Origin of the sequence: Marinobacter sp. (assembly GCF_039977835.1) — a bacterium.
Taxonomy (GTDB): Bacteria; Pseudomonadota; Gammaproteobacteria; order Pseudomonadales; family Oleiphilaceae; genus Marinobacter.
Genome location: NZ_JBDWCL010000036.1, coordinates 176,115 through 199,870, shown reverse-complemented (window position 1 = coordinate 199,870; position 23,756 = coordinate 176,115). Strand labels below are relative to the sequence as shown.

General features: G+C 59.2%; 18 protein-coding genes. 11 read left to right on the top strand and 7 right to left on the bottom strand.

Annotation, left to right across the window (positions count from 1 at the left end; translation table 11 throughout):
- Window positions 1-65: 65 nt before the first annotated feature.
- From uca to ABJM11_RS10425, 7 genes are all read left to right on the top strand, one after another.
- A complete protein-coding gene (gene uca, locus ABJM11_RS10455) occupies window positions 66-3,698 on the top strand; it encodes an urea carboxylase (RefSeq protein ID WP_348295671.1) in 3,633 nt (1,210 codons plus the stop codon).
- 221 nt (window positions 3,699-3,919) lie between these two features.
- Window positions 3,920-4,645 carry a GntR family transcriptional regulator gene (locus tag ABJM11_RS10450; protein WP_348295670.1) on the top strand — a complete coding sequence of 242 codons (726 nt, stop codon included), beginning with the start codon at window positions 3,920-3,922 and terminating at the stop codon, window positions 4,643-4,645.
- Window positions 4,646-5,066: 421 nt separating this feature from the next.
- Window positions 5,067-5,336, top strand: a complete 270-nt coding sequence (locus tag ABJM11_RS10445; RefSeq protein WP_348295669.1) for a ComEA family DNA-binding protein — start codon at window positions 5,067-5,069, stop codon at window positions 5,334-5,336.
- A 130-nt stretch (window positions 5,337-5,466) separates the two neighbouring features.
- Window positions 5,467-6,246, top strand: a complete 780-nt coding sequence (locus ABJM11_RS10440) for a (Fe-S)-binding protein (RefSeq protein ID WP_348295668.1) — start codon at window positions 5,467-5,469, stop codon at window positions 6,244-6,246.
- Entirely contained in the window at window positions 6,243-7,682 is a 1,440-nt protein-coding gene (locus ABJM11_RS10435) for a LutB/LldF family L-lactate oxidation iron-sulfur protein (protein ID WP_348295667.1), read from the top strand. The genes ABJM11_RS10440 and ABJM11_RS10435 overlap by 4 nt, the downstream gene beginning before the upstream one ends.
- Window positions 7,679-8,338 (top strand): lactate utilization protein, encoded by a 660-nt coding sequence (locus tag ABJM11_RS10430; protein WP_348295666.1) that lies wholly within the window; start codon window positions 7,679-7,681, stop codon window positions 8,336-8,338. The genes ABJM11_RS10435 and ABJM11_RS10430 overlap by 4 nt, the downstream gene beginning before the upstream one ends.
- Window positions 8,335-9,255 (top strand): EamA family transporter, encoded by a 921-nt coding sequence (locus ABJM11_RS10425; RefSeq protein WP_348295665.1) that lies wholly within the window; start codon window positions 8,335-8,337, stop codon window positions 9,253-9,255. Before ABJM11_RS10430 ends, ABJM11_RS10425 begins: the two co-directional genes overlap by 4 nt.
- Window positions 9,256-9,261: 6 nt before the next feature.
- Here the strand turns inward: ABJM11_RS10425 and gloA are convergent, their stop codons facing one another.
- The 7 genes from gloA to ABJM11_RS10390 all read right to left on the bottom strand — a co-directional run bounded on the left by gloA (window position 9,262) and on the right by ABJM11_RS10390 (window position 18,243).
- Window positions 9,262-9,819, bottom strand: coding sequence for a lactoylglutathione lyase (gloA, locus tag ABJM11_RS10420; RefSeq protein WP_348295664.1), 558 nt, complete (start codon window positions 9,817-9,819; stop codon window positions 9,262-9,264).
- A gap of 82 nt (window positions 9,820-9,901) precedes the next feature.
- Window positions 9,902-11,038 carry an alkane 1-monooxygenase gene (locus ABJM11_RS10415; RefSeq protein WP_348295663.1) on the bottom strand — a complete coding sequence of 379 codons (1,137 nt, stop codon included), beginning with the start codon at window positions 11,036-11,038 and terminating at the stop codon, window positions 9,902-9,904.
- 120 nt (window positions 11,039-11,158) lie between these two features.
- Window positions 11,159-12,556 carry a sigma-54 dependent transcriptional regulator gene (locus ABJM11_RS10410; protein WP_348295662.1) on the bottom strand — a complete coding sequence of 466 codons (1,398 nt, stop codon included), beginning with the start codon at window positions 12,554-12,556 and terminating at the stop codon, window positions 11,159-11,161.
- Window positions 12,553-14,715: an ATP-binding protein gene (locus ABJM11_RS10405; protein WP_348295661.1), complete on the bottom strand. Its 2,163-nt coding sequence runs from the start codon at window positions 14,713-14,715 to the stop codon at window positions 12,553-12,555. Before ABJM11_RS10405 ends, ABJM11_RS10410 begins: the two co-directional genes overlap by 4 nt.
- Window positions 14,716-14,718: 3 nt before the next feature.
- Window positions 14,719-16,752: a TRAP transporter fused permease subunit gene (locus ABJM11_RS10400; RefSeq protein WP_348295660.1), complete on the bottom strand. Its 2,034-nt coding sequence runs from the start codon at window positions 16,750-16,752 to the stop codon at window positions 14,719-14,721.
- Window positions 16,749-17,267 carry a DUF1850 domain-containing protein gene (locus ABJM11_RS10395; protein ID WP_348295659.1) on the bottom strand — a complete coding sequence of 173 codons (519 nt, stop codon included), beginning with the start codon at window positions 17,265-17,267 and terminating at the stop codon, window positions 16,749-16,751. The genes ABJM11_RS10400 and ABJM11_RS10395 overlap by 4 nt, the downstream gene beginning before the upstream one ends.
- A 16-nt stretch (window positions 17,268-17,283) precedes the next feature.
- Window positions 17,284-18,243: a TAXI family TRAP transporter solute-binding subunit gene (locus ABJM11_RS10390; RefSeq protein WP_348295658.1), complete on the bottom strand. Its 960-nt coding sequence runs from the start codon at window positions 18,241-18,243 to the stop codon at window positions 17,284-17,286.
- A 283-nt stretch (window positions 18,244-18,526) separates the two neighbouring features.
- Here ABJM11_RS10390 and ABJM11_RS10385 point away from each other — a divergent pair, with 283 nt between their 5' ends.
- The 4 genes from ABJM11_RS10385 (at window position 18,527) to ABJM11_RS10370 (ending at window position 23,727) form a co-directional block, all read left to right on the top strand.
- A complete protein-coding gene (locus ABJM11_RS10385; protein ID WP_348295657.1) occupies window positions 18,527-19,192 on the top strand; it encodes a GntR family transcriptional regulator in 666 nt (221 codons plus the stop codon).
- A 163-nt stretch (window positions 19,193-19,355) separates the two neighbouring features.
- Window positions 19,356-20,390: a DUF6160 family protein gene (locus ABJM11_RS10380; RefSeq protein WP_348295656.1), complete on the top strand. Its 1,035-nt coding sequence runs from the start codon at window positions 19,356-19,358 to the stop codon at window positions 20,388-20,390.
- Window positions 20,391-20,455: 65 nt separating this feature from the next.
- Window positions 20,456-21,514: a lysylphosphatidylglycerol synthase transmembrane domain-containing protein gene (locus ABJM11_RS10375; protein WP_348295655.1), complete on the top strand. Its 1,059-nt coding sequence runs from the start codon at window positions 20,456-20,458 to the stop codon at window positions 21,512-21,514.
- A complete protein-coding gene (locus ABJM11_RS10370) occupies window positions 21,511-23,727 on the top strand; it encodes a glycosyltransferase (protein ID WP_348295654.1) in 2,217 nt (738 codons plus the stop codon). Before ABJM11_RS10375 ends, ABJM11_RS10370 begins: the two co-directional genes overlap by 4 nt.
- Window positions 23,728-23,756: the final 29 nt, after the last annotated feature.

Sequence of the window (23,756 nt, the reverse complement as noted above, 5' to 3'; positions counted from 1 at the left end):
ATTTTTGGGGTCAGACCCGCAGGGTCAGACCCCGTAGCCACCCTCATACACGGAGTTAAAACATCATGTTCAAAAAAGTCCTAATCGCCAACCGAGGCGAAATCGCAGTCCGCACCATCCGCACTCTCAAAGCCATGGGCGTTGCCAGTGTCACCGTGCACTCCCATGAAGACCGCCACAGCCTGCATGTGACAACAGCGGGCGAATCGGTAGCCCTGACAGGCAACGGCGCCAGCGAAACCTACCTCGACAAGGCCCAGATACTTGCTGCGGCAAAACACACCGGCGCCGAGGCGATCATTCCGGGGTATGGTTTCCTCTCTGAAAACGCCGACTTTGCCGAGGCCTGCGAGGCCGATCACATTGCCTTTATTGGCCCTACGCCGGAGCAGATGCGCGAATTCGGCCTGAAGCACCGCGCCCGGGAACTGGCAGAAGCCGCCGGCGTGCCGCTCGCTCCGGGCAGCGGCCTGCTGGACAGCCTGGATGAGGCGGTGAGCACCGCCAATAAACTGGGCTACCCGGTAATGCTGAAGAGCACCGCCGGCGGTGGCGGCATCGGCCTGACTCGCTGCAACAGCGAAAGCGAACTGCGGGATGCCTTTGAAACCGTTCGCCGCCAGGGCCAGAGTTTCTTCAACGACAGCGGCGTGTTCCTGGAGCGCTTCATCGCCCGCGCCCGCCATGTGGAAGTGCAGATGTTCGGGGACGGCGCAGGCAATGTGGTTGCCCTGGGCGAACGGGATTGTTCCCTGCAGCGCCGGAACCAGAAGGTGGTGGAAGAAACCCCGGCCCCGAACCTTCCGGCCGCCACCCGCCAGAAGATGCTGGATGCGGCTGTGTCGCTTGGTCAGTCGGTGAATTACCGCTCCGCCGGCACCGTGGAATACATCTACGACGCCGACCGGGACGAGTTCTACTTCCTGGAAGTAAATACCCGCTTACAGGTTGAGCACCCGGTGACCGAGTCTGTCACCGGCCTGGACCTGATCGAGTGGATGCTGAAGATCGCTGCCGGTGAAAGCCCGGACCTGGCCAGTTTCGAGCCGAACCTGAACGGTGCCTCCATGGAGGTGCGCATCTATGCGGAAGATCCGCTAAAGGACTTCCAGCCCTCCCCCGGTGAACTGACCGATGTGCACTGGCCGGAAGAAGACGTTCGGGTCGATACCTGGGTGGAAAACGGCAGCGAGGTCTCTGCCCACTACGACCCGATGATCGCCAAGCTGATCGTGCACGGTAAGGACCGCGCCGATGCCCTGGCAAAACTGAAAGCCGCCCTTGCGGAAACCCGGCTGATGGGCATTGCCACCAACCTGGATTACCTGCGCCAGGTGGTGGCCCAGCAGAGCTTTGCCGATGGCATTGTCTCCACCCGCGCGCTGGAGAGCTTCGAGCTCAAACCCTCCGTGGCGGAAGTGGTCAAACCGGGCACCTACACCACCGTGCAGGATTACCCCGGCCGCGTGGGCTACTGGAACATCGGCGTGCCACCCAGTGGCCCGATGGACGACTACGCCTTCCGCATCGCCAACCGCATTGTCGGCAACCATCACGAAGCAGCGGGGCTGGAAGCCACTTTGATTGGCCCCAGCCTGAAGTTCCACAAGGATTCGGTGGTGGCGCTAACCGGTGCGCTGACGGAAGCCACACTGGACGAAAAGGCCGTGGAGTTCTGGAAGCCCATCAAGGTAAAAGCCGGCCAGGTCCTGGCCGTCGGCAAGGCCATCAAGGGCTGCCGCACCTACCTGGCCGTGCGCGGCGGGTTCGATGTACCGGTATACCTGGGCAGCCGTTCCACCTTTGCCCTCGGCCAGTTCGGCGGCCACGGTGGCCGGCCATTGCGCCCGGGCGACATGCTGGGCATCAGCCAGATCAGCCTGCCAGCCTGCACCACCACGGCACCGACACACGACCCGGCCCCGGCGGACCCGGACCTGATCCCGGATTATCCTGATCACTGGGAAATTGGCGTGCTCTATGGCCCCCACGGCGCCCCGGATTTCTTCACGGAGAAGTCCATCGAGAAGTTCTTCGAGCAGGACTGGGAAGTGCACTACAACTCCAACCGCCTGGGCATCCGCCTGAACGGACCCAAGCCGGAGTTTACACGCGCCGACGGCGGTGAAGCTGGCCTGCACCCCTCCAACATCCACGACTGCGAATACGCCATCGGCTCCATCAACTTCACCGGCGATATGCCTGTGATTTTGACCAAAGACGGCCCCAGCCTGGGCGGCTTCGTGTGCCCGGTAACCATCGCCAAGGCGGAGCTGTGGAAAGTGGGCCAGGTAAAGCCCGGCGACACCATCCGTTTCGTCGCCATCGATAACGACACCGCCGTAAAGCTTTCCGAGCGCCAGGAACTGGCCATCAAGAGCCTGATGGCACCGCCGGTGCCGGAACTGGTAGCACCGGACCTGGCCCCGCTGAACGGCCTCTCCGCCACTATCCTCGCCCACTTGGAGGAAACCGACGGGCGCCCGGAAGTCACCTACCGGCAGGCCGGCGACCAGTACATATTGCTGGAATACGGCCCTAACGTGATGGACCTGGGCGTGCGTTTGCGCATCCACGCCCTGATGGAAGCCATCGCCGGCGTACAGCCGGCTGGTTTGCTGGAACTGTCCCCCGGGGTGCGGTCCCTGCAGCTGCGGTACGACTCCCGCATCCTGCCGCAGCAATCCCTGATGACCTACCTGCTGGACCTGGAAGGGACCCTGCCGCCCACCGACGAACTGAAAGTCCGTAGCCGGGTGATTCACCTTCCCATGGCCTTCGAAGACAGCGCCACCCTCGAGGCGGTCGACAAATACCGCCAGTCCGTGCGCAACACTGCCCCCTGGCTGCCCAACAACGTCGACTTCATGCAACGCATCAACGGCCTGCCCAGCCGCGAAGCCGTCCGAGACATCCTGTTCTCCGCCCGCTATCTGGTATTGGGCCTGGGCGACGTTTACCTGGGCGCCCCCTGCGCCGTACCCCTGGACCCAAGGCACCGGATGCTCACCTCCAAGTACAACCCGGCAAGAACCTACACCGCCGAAGGCACCGTAGGCATCGGCGGCGTCTACATGTGCATCTACGGCATGGACTCCCCCGGCGGCTACCAGCTCGTCGGCCGCACATTGCCAATCTGGAACAAATACCTGAAGAATCCTCAATTCGCTGAAGGCGCGCCCTGGCTGCTGCGGTTCTTCGACCAGGTGTGCTACTACCCGGTAACCGAAGCCGAACTGGACGAAATGCGAGACCAGTTCCGCGCTGGCCAGCTGACGGTGAAAATCGAGGAAGAAACCTTCGACCTGAAATCCCACCGGGCTTTCCTGGACGCCAACGCCGACTCCATCGCCGAATTCCGCGAACTGCAGCAGGCGGCCTATGCCAAGGAAGTAGCCCTGTGGAAAGACAGCGAAGCTGCGGAACTCGACAAACTGGCCAAGGCACCGCCCAAAGCGGATGTGTCTGACCTCGAGCGGTTCGGGGAGCTGGTGAGTGCGGAGATCGCCGGCAACATCTGGAAGTGCCTGGTCAAACCCGGTGATACGGTTGCTGAAGGCGATCCATTGGTGATCGTGGAGGCCATGAAAATGGAGTTCGAGATAAACGCAACGCTTGCCGGGCAGATCAGCGCCTTGCATGTTGAGCCCGGTAAAGCCGTTACTCCGGGGGAGCCTTTGTTGAGCATCAAGGTCTGAGTATGGGAGTTTGGCCTCACTGGCCTCTTAAATTGGAGTATCGCCGCTGGGGGAGTCGGGGCCGGATGGCGGGGTGAGGGTTTCAAAAGTGTGCGCAGCAGGGATGCTGCGCTCAAGTCCCCATGGATGGGTTCACGACGTCTTTTGCAACCCTCACCCCGCCATCCGGCCCCAGAGAACAGGCACCAAACCAAGAGGCCACCGCATACAAAGGAAAGAGCATGGCAACAAACGGCAAAAGAAAAGAGTCCATGGCAGACAGGGTTTACGAAGCCCTGAAGGACGACATCTTTGAGTTTCGGCTGATCCCCAGCGACAAATTCAGCGAAGGAGATGTTGGAACCCGCCTGAATGCCAGCCGTACGCCCGTGCGGGAAGCGCTGTACCGGCTGCAGCGGGAAGGATTTGTCGAAGTGCTTTTCCGCAGTGGCTGGCAGGTGAAACCGTTTGACTTCCAGCAGGTAGAAGAACTCTACGACCTGCGCATCACCCTCGAACGGGCCGCGATGCACAAGATCTGCCAGTTGCAGGAAGTGCCCCAGACCGTCCGAACCCTTACCGCCATCTGGAACCCAGACCACCCCTCCGAGCGCGCCGTTGGCAGTACCGTCCGGGCACTGGACGAAAGCTTCCATTGCGACCTGGTGGCGGCCGCCGGCAACCGGGAGATGACACGTATCCACCGGGAGATCACCGACCGCCTGCGCATCATCCGCCGGCTGGACTTTACCCGCGACGACCGGATAGACGCCACCTACCGTGAGCACGCCGAAATACTCGAGGCCATCCGGGCCGGCCACGCCATAGAGGCGGCGGATCGGTTAACAAACCACATTCGCATCAGCCAGAAGGCCGTGCGGGAAATTACCATGGAGAAAATCCGCGAAGCCGCCGAGGCCCACCAGTCTTCATCCAGGAGCGATCCCGAAAATACTGCAAAAACATGAACCTGTATTCATTTATAGATAGCCCGACCAGATTACAAATCCGTAAGAGATATCGCACAGGCCTCGGAGCGATTGTCCGATTTCCTGAGAACCGTTCCCACGTAGAATGATCAGCGTCAAGGATGAGAAGCCGGCAAGGACTGCTGGCTCAGGGAAGATAACTCCACGGATCAGGAGTTGCCCAGGGAATCAGGGCTTACAGGGACGACTTACAGGGAAGACGCGCAAAGGATGCTGCGCACGCCTGAAGGATCAGGCATGGGGTCAGCCACGGATTCAGGATCACATGGAATGTGTTCTGGTCCGTGCACTCCTCCCCCCCTCACCCGAACGTTACTTCTTCTTGCTCCATCAGCTCCGCCGCTTTTACGTCCTGACGAATCATCAGACACGTAAATTCACTCTCAGGAGCCTGTTAAACATGAAACGCACCCCTTTGATGGCCATGATGGTCCTTCTGTTCAGCCTGTTCGCCGGTTTCGCCCATGCTGAGCCCGCCACCATCAATATCAACACCGCAGACATTGAAACCCTGGCCAGCCTCAACGGCATCGGGCAGAGCAAGGCCGAAGCCATCGTGGCCTATCGCGACGCCAACGGTCCTTTCCAGTCCAGTGAAGACCTCACCAACGTTAAAGGCATTGGTGAGCGCACAGTTGCAAAGAACGCCGAGCGCCTGACTGTCGAATAAGCCTGCCGGGCAGCGGCCTGGTGCTGCTGCCCACCATTCCGTCCCTTCCCCTAAAGTCGTCTGGTAACACTGGGTATGCCGCCCTATTATTGTGGTCTGGAGAGACAATAATAACTTCGAGCGGTGCACTATGGTTGATCCCATCAAGGTTTACCCGGCGAAACCTTCCAAAGTCTATTTCTATGGCACCTGCCTGGTGGATATGTTCTACCCGGACGCAGGCATGGCTGGCATTCAGCTATTGGAGCGGGAAGGCGTCGAGGTGATCTACCCTGAAGACCAGACCTGTTGCGGGCAGCCTGCCTATACCTCCGGTTACCACGACGAAGCCCGCGCCGTTGCCAGAGCCCAGCTTGGGCTGTTTCCGGAAGACTGGCCGATTGTGGTGCCGTCCGGATCCTGCGGCGGCATGATGCGCAAGCACTACCCCGCGCTGTTCAAGGATACCGCCGATGATGTGAAAGCCGCGGAAATTGCCGGCCGCATCTGGGAGCTGACCGATTTTCTGGTGAACGTGTGCCATATCAAGCTGGATGACCTGGGCAAGCCCACCACCGTGGCCATGCATACGTCCTGTTCTGCCCGCCGGGAAATGGGCGTGGCAGAGGTGGGCCCGAAACTGCTGGGGCAACTGAAGAACGTCAACCTGGTAGAACAGGTACGGGCCGAGGAATGCTGCGGTTTTGGTGGCACCTTTGCGGTACGCCACCCGGAGATTTCCGGCGCCATGGTCAGTGAAAAAGTGGACACCCTGGTGGACACCGGTGCCAAAGAGTTCGTCACCACCGATTGCGGCTGCCTGATGAATATTGACGGCTACGCCGAGAAGAACCACAAGCCGGTGACCGGCCAGCACATTCTGAGTTTCCTCTGGGAACGCACCAACGGCGATGGGGGCAAACAATCATGAGTGAAACCGCAGAGCATTCATCCCATCACATCGATGTAAAAGAATTCCACCCGCGTGCCCGGGCGGCCATCCATAACCCGCAGATTCGCCAGAACTTCCGCAAGGCGATGGACGGGCTGATGAGCAAGCGCAAGTCGGCCTTCGAAGGCTGGGAACTGGAAACCCTGCGGGATCTGGGCGCCAACATCCGCATGCGGGCGCTGGCCAACCTGCCGGACCTGCTGGAGCAGCTGGAACAGAAACTGACCGAGAACGGCATTACCGTGCACTGGGCCGCCGATGGCGATGAGGCCTGCGAGATTGTGCGAGATATCTGCGTTGCACGCAAAGCCAAGAGCGTTATCAAGGGCAAGTCCATGGTGTCCGAGGAAATGGAGCTTAACCATTACCTGGAGGCGCAGGGTATTGAAGCCCTGGAGTCGGACCTGGGCGAATACATCGTTCAGCTTGCGGATGAAACGCCGTCTCACATCATCATGCCGGCGATTCACAAGAACACCGAAGAGATTTCCCAACTGCTGCACGACAAGACCGGCACTGACCTGTCCCACGATGTGGAATACCTGACCGCCAACGCCCGTCTGCAGCTGCGTGAAAAATTCATGAATGCAGATGTGGGTGTATCCGGGGTGAATTTCGCCGTGGCGGAAACCGGCACCCTCTGCCTGGTGGAGAACGAGGGCAACGGGCGCATGACTACCACGGTGCCGCCCTGCCACATCGCGGTCACCGGCATTGAAAAGGTGGTGCCCAACCTGGAAGACGTGACCGCACTGCTGGCGCTGCTGACCCGCTCCGCCACCGGCCAGCACATTACCACCTACTTCAATATGATTTCCGGCCCCCGCAAGGCCGACGAGCTGGACGGCCCGGAAGAGGTGCACGTGGTGCTGGTGGACAATGGCCGCTCCACCATCTACCAGGACGATGAACTGCTGGATACCCTGCGCTGTATCCGTTGCGGGGCCTGCATGAACCATTGCCCGGTGTATACCCGCGTGGGGGGCCATACCTATGGAACCACTTATCCCGGCCCGATCGGGAAAATCCTGATGCCGCACATGTTGGGCCTGGATGAGGGGCGACACCTGCCCACGGCGTCCAGCCTTTGCGGTGCCTGTGGCGAAGTCTGCCCGGTGAAGATTCCCATACCGGACCTGCTGGTGCGCCTGCGCCAGGAGTCGGTGGACGGTGACAAACTGCACCCGGCCAGGGTGCGCGGCCACGGCGCCAAGCGCGGCACCGTGGAAGCCATGATCTGGAAAGGCTGGAGCTGGATGCATGCCCGCCCCGGCATCTACCGGATGGGCACCAGCCTGGGCGCCCGCTTCCGTAAACTGCAGCCGGGCAAGCTCGGTGGCTGGACGCAATACCGCACGGCTCCAAAACTGGCCGCCAAAACCCTGCACGAACGGATGAAGGAGCGCAGCCAGTGAGTTCCCGTGATGCCATCCTGCAACGCCTGCGCCACCGAACCGGCGGCGAACTGACAGCTCCCGAATGTGATTTTTCAGTGCTGGACCGGCCTGAGTGGAGCACCGCCGAAAAACTGGACATGTTCGAGCGCACCATCGAATCGGTTCATGGCGAAGTGCACCGCACCACCGAGGCCGGCTGGATTGACCGGCTGGCTGAAGTCCTGCAGACCCGGGGCGCCCAGACCCTGCTGATTGCGAAGGAAAACGAGATCGGCAAAGCCCTGCAGAGCGCCACGAAAGGCCGTGAGGACCTGCCGCAGCTACTGATCTACGACGAGCCGGTGGAAATCTGGCAGGGTTCGCTGTTCAGCGAAGTGGATGCCGGTATTACCTCCACCCGTGGCGGCATTGCCGAAACCGGTTCACTGATCCTGTGGCCAACCGTGGACGAACCGCGGCTGATGAGCCTGGTGCCGCCCATCCATATTGCGGTGCTGAAAGCCAGTGAGCTTTACACCACCTTTCATCAGGCCATGCAATCCCAGAACTGGGCCGCTGGCATGCCAACCAATGCGCTGTTAATCTCCGGACCATCGAAAACCGCCGATATCGAGCAAACCCTTGCTTACGGTGTCCACGGTCCCAAGGAACTGATCGTACTGGTTATTGAATGATCCGAGGCGCGTTACTGATCGCCCTGGCCGCCCTGCTCTGGGCGACCACGGGCATTGTTGCAAAATTTCTGTTTACCGGCACCGAACTGCAGGCTGTCACCCTTGGCTTTCTGCGCCTGGTGGTGGCCCTGCCGTTTTTCTTTGCGCTGATGCGCCGGGAACAGCGAACACTGGCCCGTAACGCCACCCCCTTACCGACGTTTACCCGCAAGGCACTGCTGCCGCTCGTTGCGCTGGGACTGTTCCAGGCCGTGTACCAGGGCAGCTATCTGCTGGCCGTGGATCTGACCGGCGCCGGCATTGCCACATTGATTGCCCTGTGTCTGGCACCAGTGCTGGTTGCCATACTGGCGGCACCGCTGCTGGGGGAAAAACCCGGGCTGGTCACCATTCTGGCCCTGGCCGCGGCGATTGCCGGCACCGCCATGCTGGTGATCAGTGATATGGACAGCGCTGGCAGGTTGCGACTGGGAGGAATTCTGGTGGCGGTTCTGGCGGCCTTTGTGTACGCCGGTTTCACCCTCACCAGCCGCCATACCTCCACGGGCACGCCGGTGTTCACCACGGCGTTTATCTGTTTTTTTACGGCTGCACTGATCCTGCTGCCGGTAGTGGCCATCAGCGGCGGGTTTGAGGGATTGGATAGCCTGGGGCCGGGGCAATGGCTGATGGTCGCTTACATTGGCATTGTGCCGACCTGCCTGGGGTATGTGAGCTTCTTCAGTGGCATGAAGACCACACCAGCAACGCTGTCCAGCATTATCGTAACCCTGGAGCCTTTGTTCGTGGCGTTGCTTGCCTGGGTATTGCTGGGGGAACAACTGGGCGTGATCGGTATCGCCGGCGCGCTAATTCTGACCGCGGCAGTCATCGTTGCCTCTAAAAGCAGTGCCGGGAACCGCCCCGACACTGCCTGATCCGGTTTACGCCTCTTCTGCGTCCCGGCGCTGTTTTTCCAGCATGTTTGGCTGCAGGATTTCGATCCAGTAGCCATCCGGGTCCTTGATAAACGCAAGACCTTTCATTTTGCCGTCATCCGGCTTTTTGACAAACTCCACGCCCAGCTTTTCAAGGCGGTCGCAGGCGCTGTAGACATCCGGTACGGCAACGCCGATGTGGCCAAAGCCCTGGGGTTCATCGTTACCGTTGTGGTAGCCGAAATCATCGTCGTTCTCGGTGCCCCAGTTATGGGTCAGTTCCAGCATGGCTTCACGGCCAAAGATGTAGGTGGTGCGGTGGCCGTCGTCGTGAGGCACCATGTTGGCGTGGCGGTCGTCAAGATAGGCCATGAAGTAAAGCGTGAACTTCATTTCCGGGAAGTCGAGTTTTCTGACAAGGCGCATGCCCATTACCCGGGTGTAGAAGTCCATGGAGCGCTCGGGGTCTTTGATGCGCATCATGGTCTGGTTGAAGACGTAGCCTTCGGTTTCGGGCACTGGTGCTTCGTGCAGGCCTGGGGCTTGTTCGAAGTGCTTGGGCATGGGGGGCTCCCTTTTTATGCGTTCAGGATTCAACCATTATACCTGTGTGCGTTACCGGGAGATTTCAAGGGCTGAAGTGTAGTCATACCAGTTGGTGTTCTTCGCCTTCGTAATAAGCTTCCACCCTCGGGTTCATCACCTTCTTCCACAGTGGCGGGATCATTGCCAAAACAACCATGGCGGCATAACCGGCCGGGAGTTGGGGGGCTATCTCGTGGTGGCGGAGGACCTGGTAGCGGCGTTTGGCCCAGGCGTGGTGGTCGCTGTGGCGCTGGAGGTGGAACAGGAACACGTTGGTGAGGAAGTAGTTGGAGTTCCAGCTGTGTTCCGGGCCGGTGCGTTCGTAGCGGCCGTTTTCCAGCTTGCGGCGGTGGAGGCCGTAGTGTTCCAGATAGTTGACGATTTCCAGCAGGTTCAGGGCGATGAAGCTCTGGCCCAGGAAGAACACGGCACCAAGCCAGCCGAAGGCGACGGTGAAGGCCACCAGTGCCAGGGCGGAGATGCTGTACCACCAGATCAGTTCGTTGCGCCAGTTGAGGGCGTTGTGGCCTTTTTTCTGCAGGCGTTTGGCTTCCAGTTTCCAGGCGTTCATGAAGTTGCGCGCGTAGGCCTGAGGCAGGAAGTTATAGAGGGACTGGTTGTAGCGTGAGGATGAGGCGTCTTCCGGGGTGGAGACGTGTACGTGGTGGCCGCGCAGGTGCTCGACTTTGAAACCCGCGTAGCAAACCAGTGACAGCAGGAAGCCGCCAGCCCAGGTTTCGAGTTTGCCGTCTTTGTGGATGAGTTCGTGGGCGACGTTGATGCCCAGGCCACCCACGATGCCGATGGAGAAGATCCAGCCGATACCACCGGCCACGCTGAACATGCCGGAGGCCAGTACGAACATGCTCCATACCAGCAGTACCGCGAAGGCGGCGACCCAGCCCAGAGTAATGAGCTTGTAGAACACCTCGGTGTTCATGCGGGGGGTGTCCACTTCCTCCTCCGGGTTAAGAGCGTCTTTGCCCAGCAGCAGATCGAGGATGGGGATGATGCCGAACACCACCACGGGAACGCCCCAGGCGAACAGGTTCACCCAGCCGGTGGCCTGCCCGGCTGATAGCAGTAACGGTGGCAGAGCCAGGGGCAGCATGGCAATCAGGTAGCTGTATTTCTTGAGTGTCAGCAGCACCTTCCGGCGTGCGGATTCAGTGCCCAGGGTTAAAGGTTTGGTACTCACGGATCTCACCTCATTGGCTGTTGCATTGGATCTGACGATCGCTTCTTGTTGACTGCATTATTGTCCTACAATATTACAGTCGTCAAGCAATGGGTGATATTTTTTGATCAATGTCAGCGTTTACGGCCCCTGATGACCTTTCTCTACCTGGCCTGCTAAAAATGTTTCGCGCTTCAGGCCGTATTTCTGCATCTTTTCGTTCAGTGTTCGGCGAGGCAGGTCCAGCACCTCCATCACCATTTTGATATTACCCTTGTGGTGACTTAACTCGGCGCTGATCAGGGCCTTTTCCACCTGTTCCAGGCGGTCGCTGAGGGACCCCTCTCCCGAAAAGACCGCTGAGCGGTTGCTCTGGCCAAGTTGCAGCAGGTCGGATACCGAAATGCCATTGAAGTTGCGGGTCAGCAGGTAGCGTTCGGCGGTATGCTTGAGCTCGCGGACATTGCCCGGCCAATGGTGAAGTTCCAGTGCCAGTACGTCCTCGTAGTTCAGTGCCGGCACCTCCAACTGGTTCTTCCTGCCCGCTTCCCGCAGGAAATGGCCGAACAGGGCGGGTACATCGTCGATACGGTCACGCAGGGCTGGCAGGTAAATGTCGGCGACCATCAGGCGGTAATACAGGTCTTCCCGGAAATACCCCTCCCTGGAAGCCTCTCTCAGGTCTTGCTTGGTTGCTGAAATAATCCTGACGTTGATGGGGATGGGCGCATGGGAGCCAACCCGTACCACTTCCCTTTCCTGCAACACCCTCAGCAACTTGATCTGGAACGACATCGGCATGCTTTCGATTTCGTCGAGAAACAGGGTGCCCTCGTGGGCGGCTTCGAAATAGCCAATGCGGCGTTTCTGGGCGCCGGTGAACGCGCCCGCTTCGTGGCCGAACAATTCGCTTTCCAACAGGCTTTCGGGTATCGCCCCCACATTGATGGCTATAAACGGCTGGTCTTTGCGGATACTCAGGGCGTGAAGGCTTCGGGCGACCAGCTCCTTGCCAGTGCCGGTTTCCCCGGAAATAACCACATCGGCATTGACCCTGGCCAACGCCTGTACCTGCTGCCGGAGGGTTTGCGCAGGCACTGACTCACCAATGATCACTGAAGCCAGCCACTCTCCTTCCCGGGCGGTCGCATGCTGGGGCTGGGTAGCAAGGGTGACCTGCCGTTGCTGGCATGCGCGTTTGATGAGTTCAACCAGACGGTCCTGTTTGTAGGGTTTCTCGATAAAATCGTAGGCGCCCAGCTTCATGGCTTCCACGGCCTGGGCAATCCCGCCATGGCCGGTAATCAATATCACCGGAATGTCCGGGTCAATCGCCTGCAGCAGGCTCATGCCATCCATACCGGGCATGCGGATATCGCTGACAACCACGCCGCGGAAGTCGCTGGTGAGCATCGGCAATGCATCACGGGCATCACAGAAGGTGGTGGCTTCAATGTCCACCAGGGTCAGCAGCTGTTCCAGCGACTCCAGCACGGTGGGTTCATCATCGATCACCACGGCGTGGGTTATGTCTTTCATGAATTATCCTCCCTTGGTTCGGCACTGGCGATTGGCAGGATCAGGGAGAAACAGGTGCCTTTGCCTGGCCGACTGCTAACCGTCAATTCCGCCCCTATGTCACAGGCAAGGCTGTAGCTGATCGCCAACCCCAGCCCAAGCCCCTTTCCCATCGGTTTTGTGGTGAAAAATGGCTCGAAAGCGTGGCTCAACTGCTCATCGGTCATTCCCGGCCCGTTGTCTTCAATGCTCAGCGAGACTTTCCCGGGGGACGCCTCCGGCCCGGTCAGACGAATATCGATACAGGCATCGGCCCGGCCCGCCAGCGCGTCCACGGCATTGGTCAGCAGGTTAACAACGATTTGCTCAAGAACCATTGCATTGGCCCGCACCTGATAGTCGCGCGGCACTGAAAGGCGACATTCAACCTGTTCGTTTTCAAGCCTGGAACCCACTAACTCCAGAGCATAGTCGACGGGTGCCTTAAGTGAGACAAAGGCGCTGCCCGTGTTGCGTTTGCCGGAGAATATCCTGAGCTGGCGTGAAAGCTTCGAGAGGCGCGCCACCAGGCCCTCTATCTTGAGGAAATTCTCGTTAACCGCTTCGGTCTTGTTGCGGGCCAACAGCACCTGGCTACTGGCAACAAAATTCGACAACGCGGTAAGCGGCTGGTTTATTTCATGGGCGATGGCCGCCGACATCCGGCCCAGTGCCGCCAGTTTCTGGTTCTGTGCCAGCTCGGCCTGCGCCTCTTCCAGATCCCGCGTCCGTTCCTGAACCCGGCGTTCCAGGGCTTTATTGGCCTCCTGGAGCGCCTGTTGGGCCACCGTTAATTCCGTTACGTCCTGAACTGTGAGGATGAACTCGTTGCGCTCACCCACGCGAATGGGGTTCAGGGTATACAGCACCGGAAAGCGGTTGCCATCGGAACTGATACCCTCGGCCCGCAAGGAGCCATTGCCAGCTTCTCCCGGGCGCCAGGGCTGAATCAGCTCGGAGGGGTCGCGAAAGATATCGTCATCACCCAGCCTGAACAGGTTGCGGGCGCGTTCGTTCAGAAACAGAGGCTTGAAGCTGTCGTCCAGGTTGAGCAGGCCCACATCGGTATTCTGGATGATGGCGCGCTGGTGTGATTCACGCTCAGCGGTCAGGCGCGTCAGTGCATTCTGCGCATGGGTGCGGCGGCGGCGCTCACGGTAGAACAGGCTACCAACGGCAAGGCCCGCGTAGAGCAGCACAGACATGCTCTGCTTCCACTGCACCTGGGTTCTCACCTCGGCCAGTGGCACCCGGTGGTGCATCTGCCAGGGGTAGCCCGGTATGGCCGACCCGAACACCAACTGCGACCCGTCGGCATTCAGGTTTAATGTGGACCAGTTGTCCGACTGCCATTCTGTGACCCGCTCCAGGGGTGTGACAGGGCCATTGCCGTATTGCCGGGTTTCAGTCAGTTCGGACTTCACCTTGTCCGAGAGCGGCTGCAACGTGGAGTAATGCCATTGGGCACTGGACGCCAGGAATATGATACCTCGCTTGTCGGTGACCCATACTGCGTCACCGGAGGCCTTCCAGCTCTGTTCCAGTTTTCGCAGGTCTATCTTGACCACGATAACGCCCAGCGTTGTATCGTCGCCGGAATAGACCGGAGCCGACAGGAACAGCCCCGGAATGCCCGACGTTGCCCCGACGGCAAAATAGAAGCCGGGAACGCCACCCAACGCATCCCGAAAGTACGGGCGGTAGCCGTAGTTCATACCCACAAAGCTGTCTTCCGTGGCGTAGTTGCTGGAATAGTGGGTTGTGCCATCCGGGGCCATCAGGAAGATTTCATCTGACCCCGCTTTGCGATTGATCTGTTCCAGTAGCCCTGAAGTCGGGACACCGTCAGGCGACGGTGCCTCGCCATCCTCAAGGGCACCCAGGCTATTGACGATGCGGGGGTCGGATGCCAGCACCCGGGGCAGATACAGGTGGCGGTCGATGGTGGCCAGGAGTGAGGTTTTATAGGCGCCCAGACGTTGCAGCGAGTCCGCTCTGGCCTGGCTGATTTCATAACGCATCAGCCATGGATGCGTGAGAAAAAGCGCCAGAACCAGCGAAAACAATCCGACAAACAGCCAGAACGGCAAAGACCGAAAAGACGGATAACGTCGGCGGAACGGCTGCTTACCTGAAGGCATCATCTAGGCCGAAGAGGTTTGGGTAGCGTTATAGCCACTCGGGCCCCGGTGACGTTGCGTAAAGTTGATAGACAGCAACACCAGCATTGTCACAACACCCGCCACCTCCACGTAAAAGTCGGGATAGAAAATCGCTACAACCGCGCCGCTTAATACGATTCGCATCCACACTTTCATGTAGGTGAACAGGAAACCTTCCAGCGCCGCCGCAAAGGCCGCCAGGGCGAGCATGGCAATGAATCCGTTCCAGAGGACCAGGTGCAGCGGGCCGCCCTCTATGATCACAGGGTTGAACACCATGAATAGGGGAATGAGGTACAGGCCCTTGGCAAACTTCCAGGCCTGAACGCTGGTCTCCATGGTTTTACTGCCGGCAATCGCCGCCCCCGCGAACGCCGCCAGCGCCACGGGAGGCGTGACGTTGGAGTCCTGGGAGTACCAGAACACCAGCAGGTGGGCCACCAACAGCGGAATGCCGAACTCATTGGTCAATGCCGGCCCCACGAGCACGATCAACACGATGTAGCTTGCGGTAACCGGCAGCCCCAGGCCCAGGATCAGGCTTGCGATGACGACCAGTAACAGCGCCAGCAGGATGTTGCCATCGGAAAAGGCAATCATCATCGAAGAGAATTTCAGGCCCAGCCCGGTCAGCCCGACGACGGCAACCACGATGCCGGCAACGGCACAGGCGATACTGACGGGAACCGCGTTGCGTGCGCCCAACTCCAGGCCCTGCAGAAGCTTTATAACACCCTCCCGGAGCGCATGTTTCAAGGCCTTTGCCAGCTGGTTCTCTGCCCTGCCCTGCTTATAGGCAACGTACAGGCCATTCAGCCCGGCAATGCCTATAATGCCAACCACGGCATAGAACCCCACGCGCATGGGAGAGATACCCAGCACCAGCAGGTACACCAACATGATGATCGGCAACAGGAAGTACCAGCCGGAGGCCATGACATCCTTGACCTGGGGAAGATCGCTGGCGGGCAGACCCTTCATGCCCTGCTTCACTGCGCAGATATGGACCAGCAGGTATACCGTGGCGAAGTAAAGCAGCGCCGGAAACACGCTGACCTTGACGATTTCCAGATACGGCACCCGGGTGTATTCAGCAATCAGGAAGGCACCTGCACCCATCAGCGGGGGCATTATCTGCCCACCCGTGCTGGCGGCAGCTTCGATACCACCGGCCTGGGCGGGCCGGAAGCCCAGCTTTTTCATCAGCGGGATGGTAAACGCGCCCGTGGTGACCACGTTGGCGATGGAACTGCCGGAAATAGAGCCCATACTGGCCGATGCCAGTACCGCGGCCTTGGCGGGGCCACCCCGCTGGCGACCGGTCGCGGCAAAGGCCAGATCGATAAAGAATCGGCCCGCGCCGGTGACTTCCAGCATGGCGCCGAACAGCACGAAGATAAAAACGAACGTTGCCGCCACACCAAGCGGCAGGCCGAGAATGCCTTCCTGCCCCAGGTATAACTGCGCACCGATACGATCCAGCGAATAGCCTCGATGGCTGAGGATGCCTGGCAACCACTCCCCAAGCCACGACAGTGACCCGCGCTGGCCACTCATGGCATAGAGGATGGCCACCAGACCAATCACAGTGAGACCGGTACCTACTGCGCGGCGACTGGCCTCCAGCAGGGTAATGGTGCACACCCAGGCCATGATGATATCGGTCTGGTTCCAGAACCCCGCCCGGCCGGTAATCTCATCCAGGAACCAGACCAGATAGAACCCCGAGGCGGCGGAGGCAATCAACAGCGCAGTGTCGATCAATGCCGTAATCGGGCCACGGGGCTTGCCCGGGCGCGGCCCGAACAGCAGGAAACACAGCATCAAAATCAACGCCAGGTGGATGCCCCGCTGATAGAACAGCCCAAGCGGCTGAATGCCCGCGCTGTAGAGCTGAAAAAGCGACAGGCCGATACCCACCAGGGCAATTAGCCAGAGTAAGGGCCGGGGCCCGCTTATTCTGGTCGGCTGCCAATCGCCATTGGTTTTCAGGAAGATGGCCGTTTCTTGACTCATTGAAGCTGTTTTCCTGTATCGCCTGTGGGCTGCACTCGAATCTCGACGAGTGTGTCTGCGGCCAGACGGCTGAGACTCACCACCCGCGAACCCACCTTGATGCGGTGATTCACCGAGGGGTCACCAACGCGCAGCCAGAGGTGATTGTTGGGTAAGGGCACCTGCATATCGACAATGCGGTAGCCGTGCTTGTCATCAGACTTCAGTGTTCCACGCCCGCTGGTGTAGCCCAGGCCGGCGGCGAAGTCTGGGGTGTGACTGCTGTCCAGCATCAACTGGCCTTTCTTCATCCGGAAGCAGTCCGTAACCGGGAAGCCCTGGACTGAATGGTTCCAGACCAGACACCAGCGCCCCGCCTCGGGCAGAGTGATCTCAACCAGAGCGGTCTGGTTGGAATCCGAGACGGACAACTGCCATGGCGGGTTGCTTTGAGCGTTGACTGCCATGGGCAACAACACCCATGGCAGTGATCGCGACAGACACCCCGCCAGGGAACCCATGCGCCGAAAGATCATGGCGGTGAGTTCCCGGTTACTCGCGCAGTTTGTCCGGCACGGTTGCGCCGACTTCCTCGTAATAGCGAATGGCACCCGGATGGAGCGGGATAGGCGTGGATTCAAGGCTGAATTCCACCGTGGTGTCGTCGGCGGCCGGGTGAATCGCACGCAGATCCTCCACTTTCTCGAACAGCAGCTTGGTGATCTGATAGGCCAGTTCATCCGACATGGCGCTGTTCACCGCGAGGACATTCGGAATACCAATCGTTGAAATGGCGGTATCCACACCCTCATAAGCACCGGCACGTAACTCGTATGGCGCAAACACAGGTTCTTCGGCTCTGGCGTTGGCGACTTCCTCCTCGGAGAGGGAGATCAGCGAGATATCGCGGGTGGTCGCCAGGCTGACGATGGAGCTCGTTGGCGGGCCCACGCTCCAGAAGCCAGCATCGATGTCGCCATCACGCAGGGCATCGGCGGATTCGTTGAAATTCAGGTTGCGAACGTCAAAGTCGTCGAAGCTCACGCCATTTGCCTCCAGTAGTGATCTGGCGTTGACTTCGGTACCGCTACCGGGCGCACCGACCGACACCGTTTTACCGGCGAGGTCGGCCAATGAGGTTATTCCCGAATCTGCCAGCGTCACAATCTGAACCGCATTCGGATAGAGCGAGGCAATCGCCAGCACGTCCAGCTTGTTGCCATTGAAACGGTCACCGCCGTTATAGGCCTGGTGCACAGTATCCGCCAGCGCGATGGCCAGGTCGGAATCCTGGCGGTGGATCAGCCCCATGTTTTCTACCGAGGCGCCGGTGACTTCAGCCACGGCGCTGTGGCCCTCAATGTGGTTACTGATCAGCTCGGCAAGCCCACCGCCGAGGGGGTAATAGGTACCACCGGTACCGCCGGTGGCAATGGAGAGATTGGTATCCGCCTGGGCGGGAGAAACACCAATCAGCGCGGATGCGCCCAGTGCAAGGAATAACTTACGCATGTTGTTGACCTCGTTTTTATTTTGAATAACACCGGGAGATATCTTTCCCGAAGCCGTATTCAGAGGATAGCAGCTTATGTGCCAATCCCAAGAGGTGCGTATAAAGCGGGCTGTAGCGCCATTGGAAGAAGGGATAAGCGGAAATCCGCCGATTACCCGGATGGTGGTAAGCGGAATTCCGCCTATTGCCGACTGCTGATTCTTTCCGTAATTAGGGTTAAAATCCATGTGTCATTTCCCAGTGCAATCATGCTTTTAATCCCTCAGTAACAGGCATTAACCAATGGACTTCCAGGTCCCCAACACCCTTGCCGAGCAGATCGCCAACTATCTGGCCGAGCGCATCATGACCGGCCAGATCCGGCCCGGGGAGCGCCTGCAGGAGGCCACCACGGCCAACGAACTGAAGGTGAGCCGGGCCTCGGTGAAGGAGGCGCTGTACACCCTGGAGCGCTGGCATCTGATCGAGATCACCCCGCGCAAGGGCGCCTCCGCCACCAGGCTGGACGCGGTACATGCGGCTGAGCTTTATGATGTGTACATGCACCTGCTGATTATGCTGGCACGGCGGTTGTGTGAGCGTTGGCGGGAGAGTGACAAGGCGTCATTATTGGCGGCGGTGGAGAATGTCACCTGGCAGATGCAGACAAAGGAGGCGAATATCACCGCCGTTGTGGAAGCCAGTTTCGAGGTGATGGATGTATGCTGCTGGGTGGTGGGCAACCCCTACCTCACCGAAGCGCTGACCAACTTCAAGCCGGCGGTCAGCCGGGCGTATTATCTGAGTGCGGACCGTTATCGGCAGGACCTGGACCGCACGGGGCTGTTCTTTACCCGCCTGACCAGAGCGATTCTGGAGCGGGATGCCGATGAATCCGAGGGGCTGGTTGCTGAGTTTGGCGCCCACCAGAAAGAACTGATCCAGCAGGCGTTGGCCCCTTCGGCCTGACTGAGTCTGTGCGTTGAGTCACAGACTCTCTGGCATATCCCGCCTATCGTAACAGTCTGTAACGAACCAATTATTCCGCTGCACTGGTCAGGCTGTCCCCTGCGGCTCAATAACGTATTGAGACCGGTCTCAAACCGGCATGACAACAACGATCGGGGCCAAAATGACACGTCGAAACGCCCGTACGCGCCTGAAACAAATCACACCTGCCCTGCGCGGGTACTTCACACTCAGCCTGGCCGCCAGCCTGTCACTGCCTGTAATGGCAGATTTCCGGCCGCTGGATGACAGCACCCTGGGTGAAGTCACCGGCCAGACCGGTGTCACCATCGAGATGGAAACCAAAGTCGAGATGGACCGACTGAGCTGGACGGACGAAGGCTCACTGAACGTGGACGGCATCCGGCTGTCTGGCCACAATGATACCGTGCTGGATAACCTCAAGATCACCCTGGACATTGCCGGCCAGGATGAAGTGCTGACTCACGGGTTTTCCGAGATAGCCCGCCGTGCCAACGCCGGCTTGCTGGATACGTCCAACCCGGACGTTGCCGACGCCCTTGCGCGCTATGCCGTAGGTGGCGGTTACGGAAAGCAGTTCGACAGTGGCGACCTGGTCATTCACCTGGGTGCCACGGACTACGGCGACCCAACCAGCCTGGACGACTACCTGAGGGCGGTGGACTTTGAGCTGGCAGTGGACAGCGTTGAAGCCACCGGTTCCGCTGGCACCGCCAGCCTGTTCTCCAACGTTATGCTGCAGGGCTACATCGGCCCCACTGATCTTGTGATCCGCAACCAGGGCACCAATACCCGCACACTGGCCAATGGCAACGAAGTATCCGGGTCGGAACTGCAGCTCGATACTCACTTCGAGATCACGGACGGCAGCCTGGACTGGGACGCGGCCGACGTGATCCTGCTGTTCAATTTTGCCGCTGTGGGCATAGAGGGACTGCAGATCCATAACCGCCGTGGCGACGACACCCTGGGCCACTTCGGCATGGCCAGTGCTACCGCGAAGCTCTCCCGGGGCACCAGCGCCGTTTCCGGCAAGGAAGGGCTGTCCATCCATGATGTGGACTTCCGTGCGGACATCGATATGCCAGTGTTCAAGGTAGGCGGCACCAGCATCGGCTCGGTGCAGTTCACCGATTTCGCCATCAAGAACACCACCATGATGGTGTATGGCCACTAGCAAGACACTGGACAAGCACCCCGCCATCAACAGTAAACTGCCCGTCTCCTAACGGCGGGCACCCCATGACCACTAACCCGGATCAAGATTACCAGCAGCGCACGTCCTGGCGCAGGCTGACCGCTTTCAGCCTGCTGTTCATTGCCATGACGGCAGCCGGGTTGTATGCGGTTTACGACCAGTTTGCCGGCCGCAGCGTCTCTTTTGATGAACGGCTGATCTCGCCCCGGGCGCTCGTTTCCATTATTGCGCTACTGATTGTTTACTTTGCCGCCGACGGCCTGCGGCTGCATTACACTCTGCGGGCACTGGGGCACCGCCTACCTTTCCCGGTTATTTTCCGGCTGGTGTTCATCAATCTGTTTTTTTCCAATGTCACGCCCATGGCCACCGGGGGTGGCTTTGCGCAGATCTGGTACCTGCAACACCATGGAGTGCCCGTGGGCCGGGCCACGGCAGCAACAACGATCCGCACTGTGATTGCGGTGATTTTTATCTTTTCCCTTACGCCGGTTTTCCTGCTGTCCCTCAACGCACTGGACAACCAGCCTCTGGTTGGCGAACTGGGGCCAGCACTGGCGGTGCTGATTCTCCTCTATCTCGGCTTTTTCATAGTGCTACTGTTCCGTACCCGCTGGCTGATTGCCCCTCTTGGGCGGCTGCTGGATCTGCTTCACCACTTCCACCTAATCGGCGAGCGCCGCCATCGCCGCTGGCATTTCAAAGCCAAGCGGGAAATGTTTCGTTTCTCCCACAGTTTTGGTGATTACATCAAAGGCCCGAAACATTTTGTGGCCCTTTCAGTGATATTCACCTTCGTATTCCTGCTCAGCCTGTTCAGTTTTCCCGCGCTACTGATATCGGTACTGGATTACGAGGTAGACTACATCGTGAGCACCGGTTTGCTGGTGGTGACCACCTTTGTGATGTATTTTTCACCAACACCCGGTGCATCCGGCATCTCGGAAGGCGTGTTCGGCACATTCTTCCGCGACATACTCTCGGCCAATCACCTTGTACTGGTGACGGTCAGTTGGCGCTTTATCACCATTTACCTGGGCATGCTGGCGGGGCTGGTGATTCTCCAGCGGGAACTGGTGAGAAACCGAAAGGAAGCCAAATGACACGACGTCATCCGCTAAAAATCCTGTTCTACTTCACCCTGACCATCGCGGTGATGCTGGTAGGGTACAAAGGCTACCTGAACTATTTCGAACCGGATTTCAAAGCTCTGCATACGGAACAGGTTGCGCGCATCAGTGACAATCTGACTGATGCCGAGGGTTTCAGTTTTGCGGTTGTGGGCAATATCAATAATTCCATTGGCGTGTTTGAAGAGCGCATGATTCCAGTGCTCAACCAGGCCGGACTGGACTTTGTCGTGTCCGCCGGAAATGCTGTCAGCGGGGGCGGAGAGGACAAGTACCGGGCCATCCAGGGCACCCTGTCCCACCTGGACATACCCTACCTGCTCACCTTTGGCGAAAACGAGTACGAGAACTTCGGCAGTTACCGGTTTTACGACCATTTCGGCCCCCACTTCTTCAGTGTAATGGCAGGGGGTGCCCGGCTAATCTTCCTCGACAGTACCGGCAAAACACCCTGGCAATGGCAGATCCGCTGGCTGAACGACCTGTTGAACCAGGAGCCCAACAGATTGCGTTTTCTGTTCGTCGGCCACCCACTACTGGAACCAGACCACGAAGCGCCCTTCGAGCAGGAGGATGATTTCCTGGAGCCGCCGGAGTTCCGCCAGGCTCTGCTTGACGTCATCGCCAGGCATGACGTGGACATGGTGTTCTCCGCCAACCTCTCCCTCTATGCCGACCAGGTTCAGGGTGATACCCGCTTCATTACCACCGGCGGTGCCGGCGGGCTGGTGCTCAACGATGACACCAGCTTCTACCACTATGTACGAGTAAATGTGAGCGAAGACGGGCAAATCAGCCATTCCCTGGAGCGGCTGAAGGTGGGGCAGCATCCGGTGCTGAGCACGCTGGAATCGCTCTGGTTCTTTATTTACTCGCTGTTCTATGTAGGCTATGTGAATTTCATCCTGCTGGTGGCCCTGTTCGTACTCATCAGTATCAAGCTCTACACCGCCATCTTTGTAGAGAAAGACTACTATCCGGACTACGACCTTGACCCCGAGCCGTGGCTGTCCCGGCCACTACGGGTGGCCATGTTCACCAACAACTACCTGCCCTTCATTGGCGGCGTTCCCATCTCCATCGAGCGTTTACGCAAAGGGCTGGAGAGCCTGGGCGACGCCATTCTGATTGTATGCCCGCGGTATCGGGACCAGCCCCCGCACGAAACCAACGTGGTTCGTGTTCCCTCCCTGCTGTCCATGGGAGAGGACCGCGAATTCCGGCTGGCCAATATTTTCCTGGCGCGAATCCGGCGGCAACTCCGGGCCTTCAAGCCTGATATCATCCACCTGCACCACCCCATCTGGCTTGGGTCGCTGGGCTTGTTCATCGCCCGCCGCCTCAAAGTGCCCGCGGTGTATACCTACCACACCCGCCTGGAGCACTACGCACACTTTGTGCCGCTGCCGGGCAATCTGTTCCGCAACCTGATTTCGCACGAGCTGGTCAAACGCTTCGCCAACAAATGCGATGGCGTTGTTGTACCCACGTACTCCACCGAAGAGTACCTGCGGATGATTGGTGTCAAGAGCCCGGTGTTTGTCCAGCCGACCGGCATCGAGTACCAGCGGTTTCAGGAAGTTGATGACGAAGATGTCCGCAAGCTGCGGGACTCACTGAACATCGGCGATGAAACCGTGTTCGTCAGCGTTTCACGGCTGTCCAATGAGAAGAACATTGATTTCATGATCGATGCCATTGATGAACTGCGCCGGCGCTCGGATCGCGCTTTCCGCTTCCTGATGATTGGCGAGGGCCACCAGCATGAGCGGCTCCAGCAGCGCATCACCGAACTCGGATTGCAGGAACATTTTACACTGGTTGGCTCCATACCCCCGGCTGACATGGCCACCTGGTACCACCTGGGCGATGCCTTCCTGTTTGCCTCTAAATCCGAAACCCAGGGCATGGTGATTCTGGAAGCCATGGCGGCCGGGCTGCCGGTGGTTGCGGTGCGCTCCAGCGGCATTGACGATGTCGTGCGCCATGGCTTCAACGGCTTCAAGACGCCGGAGAAGCAGGACCAGTGGTGTGAACATGTGCAGCAACTGCTGGAAGATGAGGCACTGCGCAAGGAGCTGGCCGACCATGCCCTGGAGTTTGCCGCTGATTATTCGGTGGAGCAGTTTGCCCGGGACATGCGGGAAATCTACGCGTTCACTCTGGCAAGATCGTCATCCCGGTGATCGGTTGTAAGTGACACTTTCAATGTCAG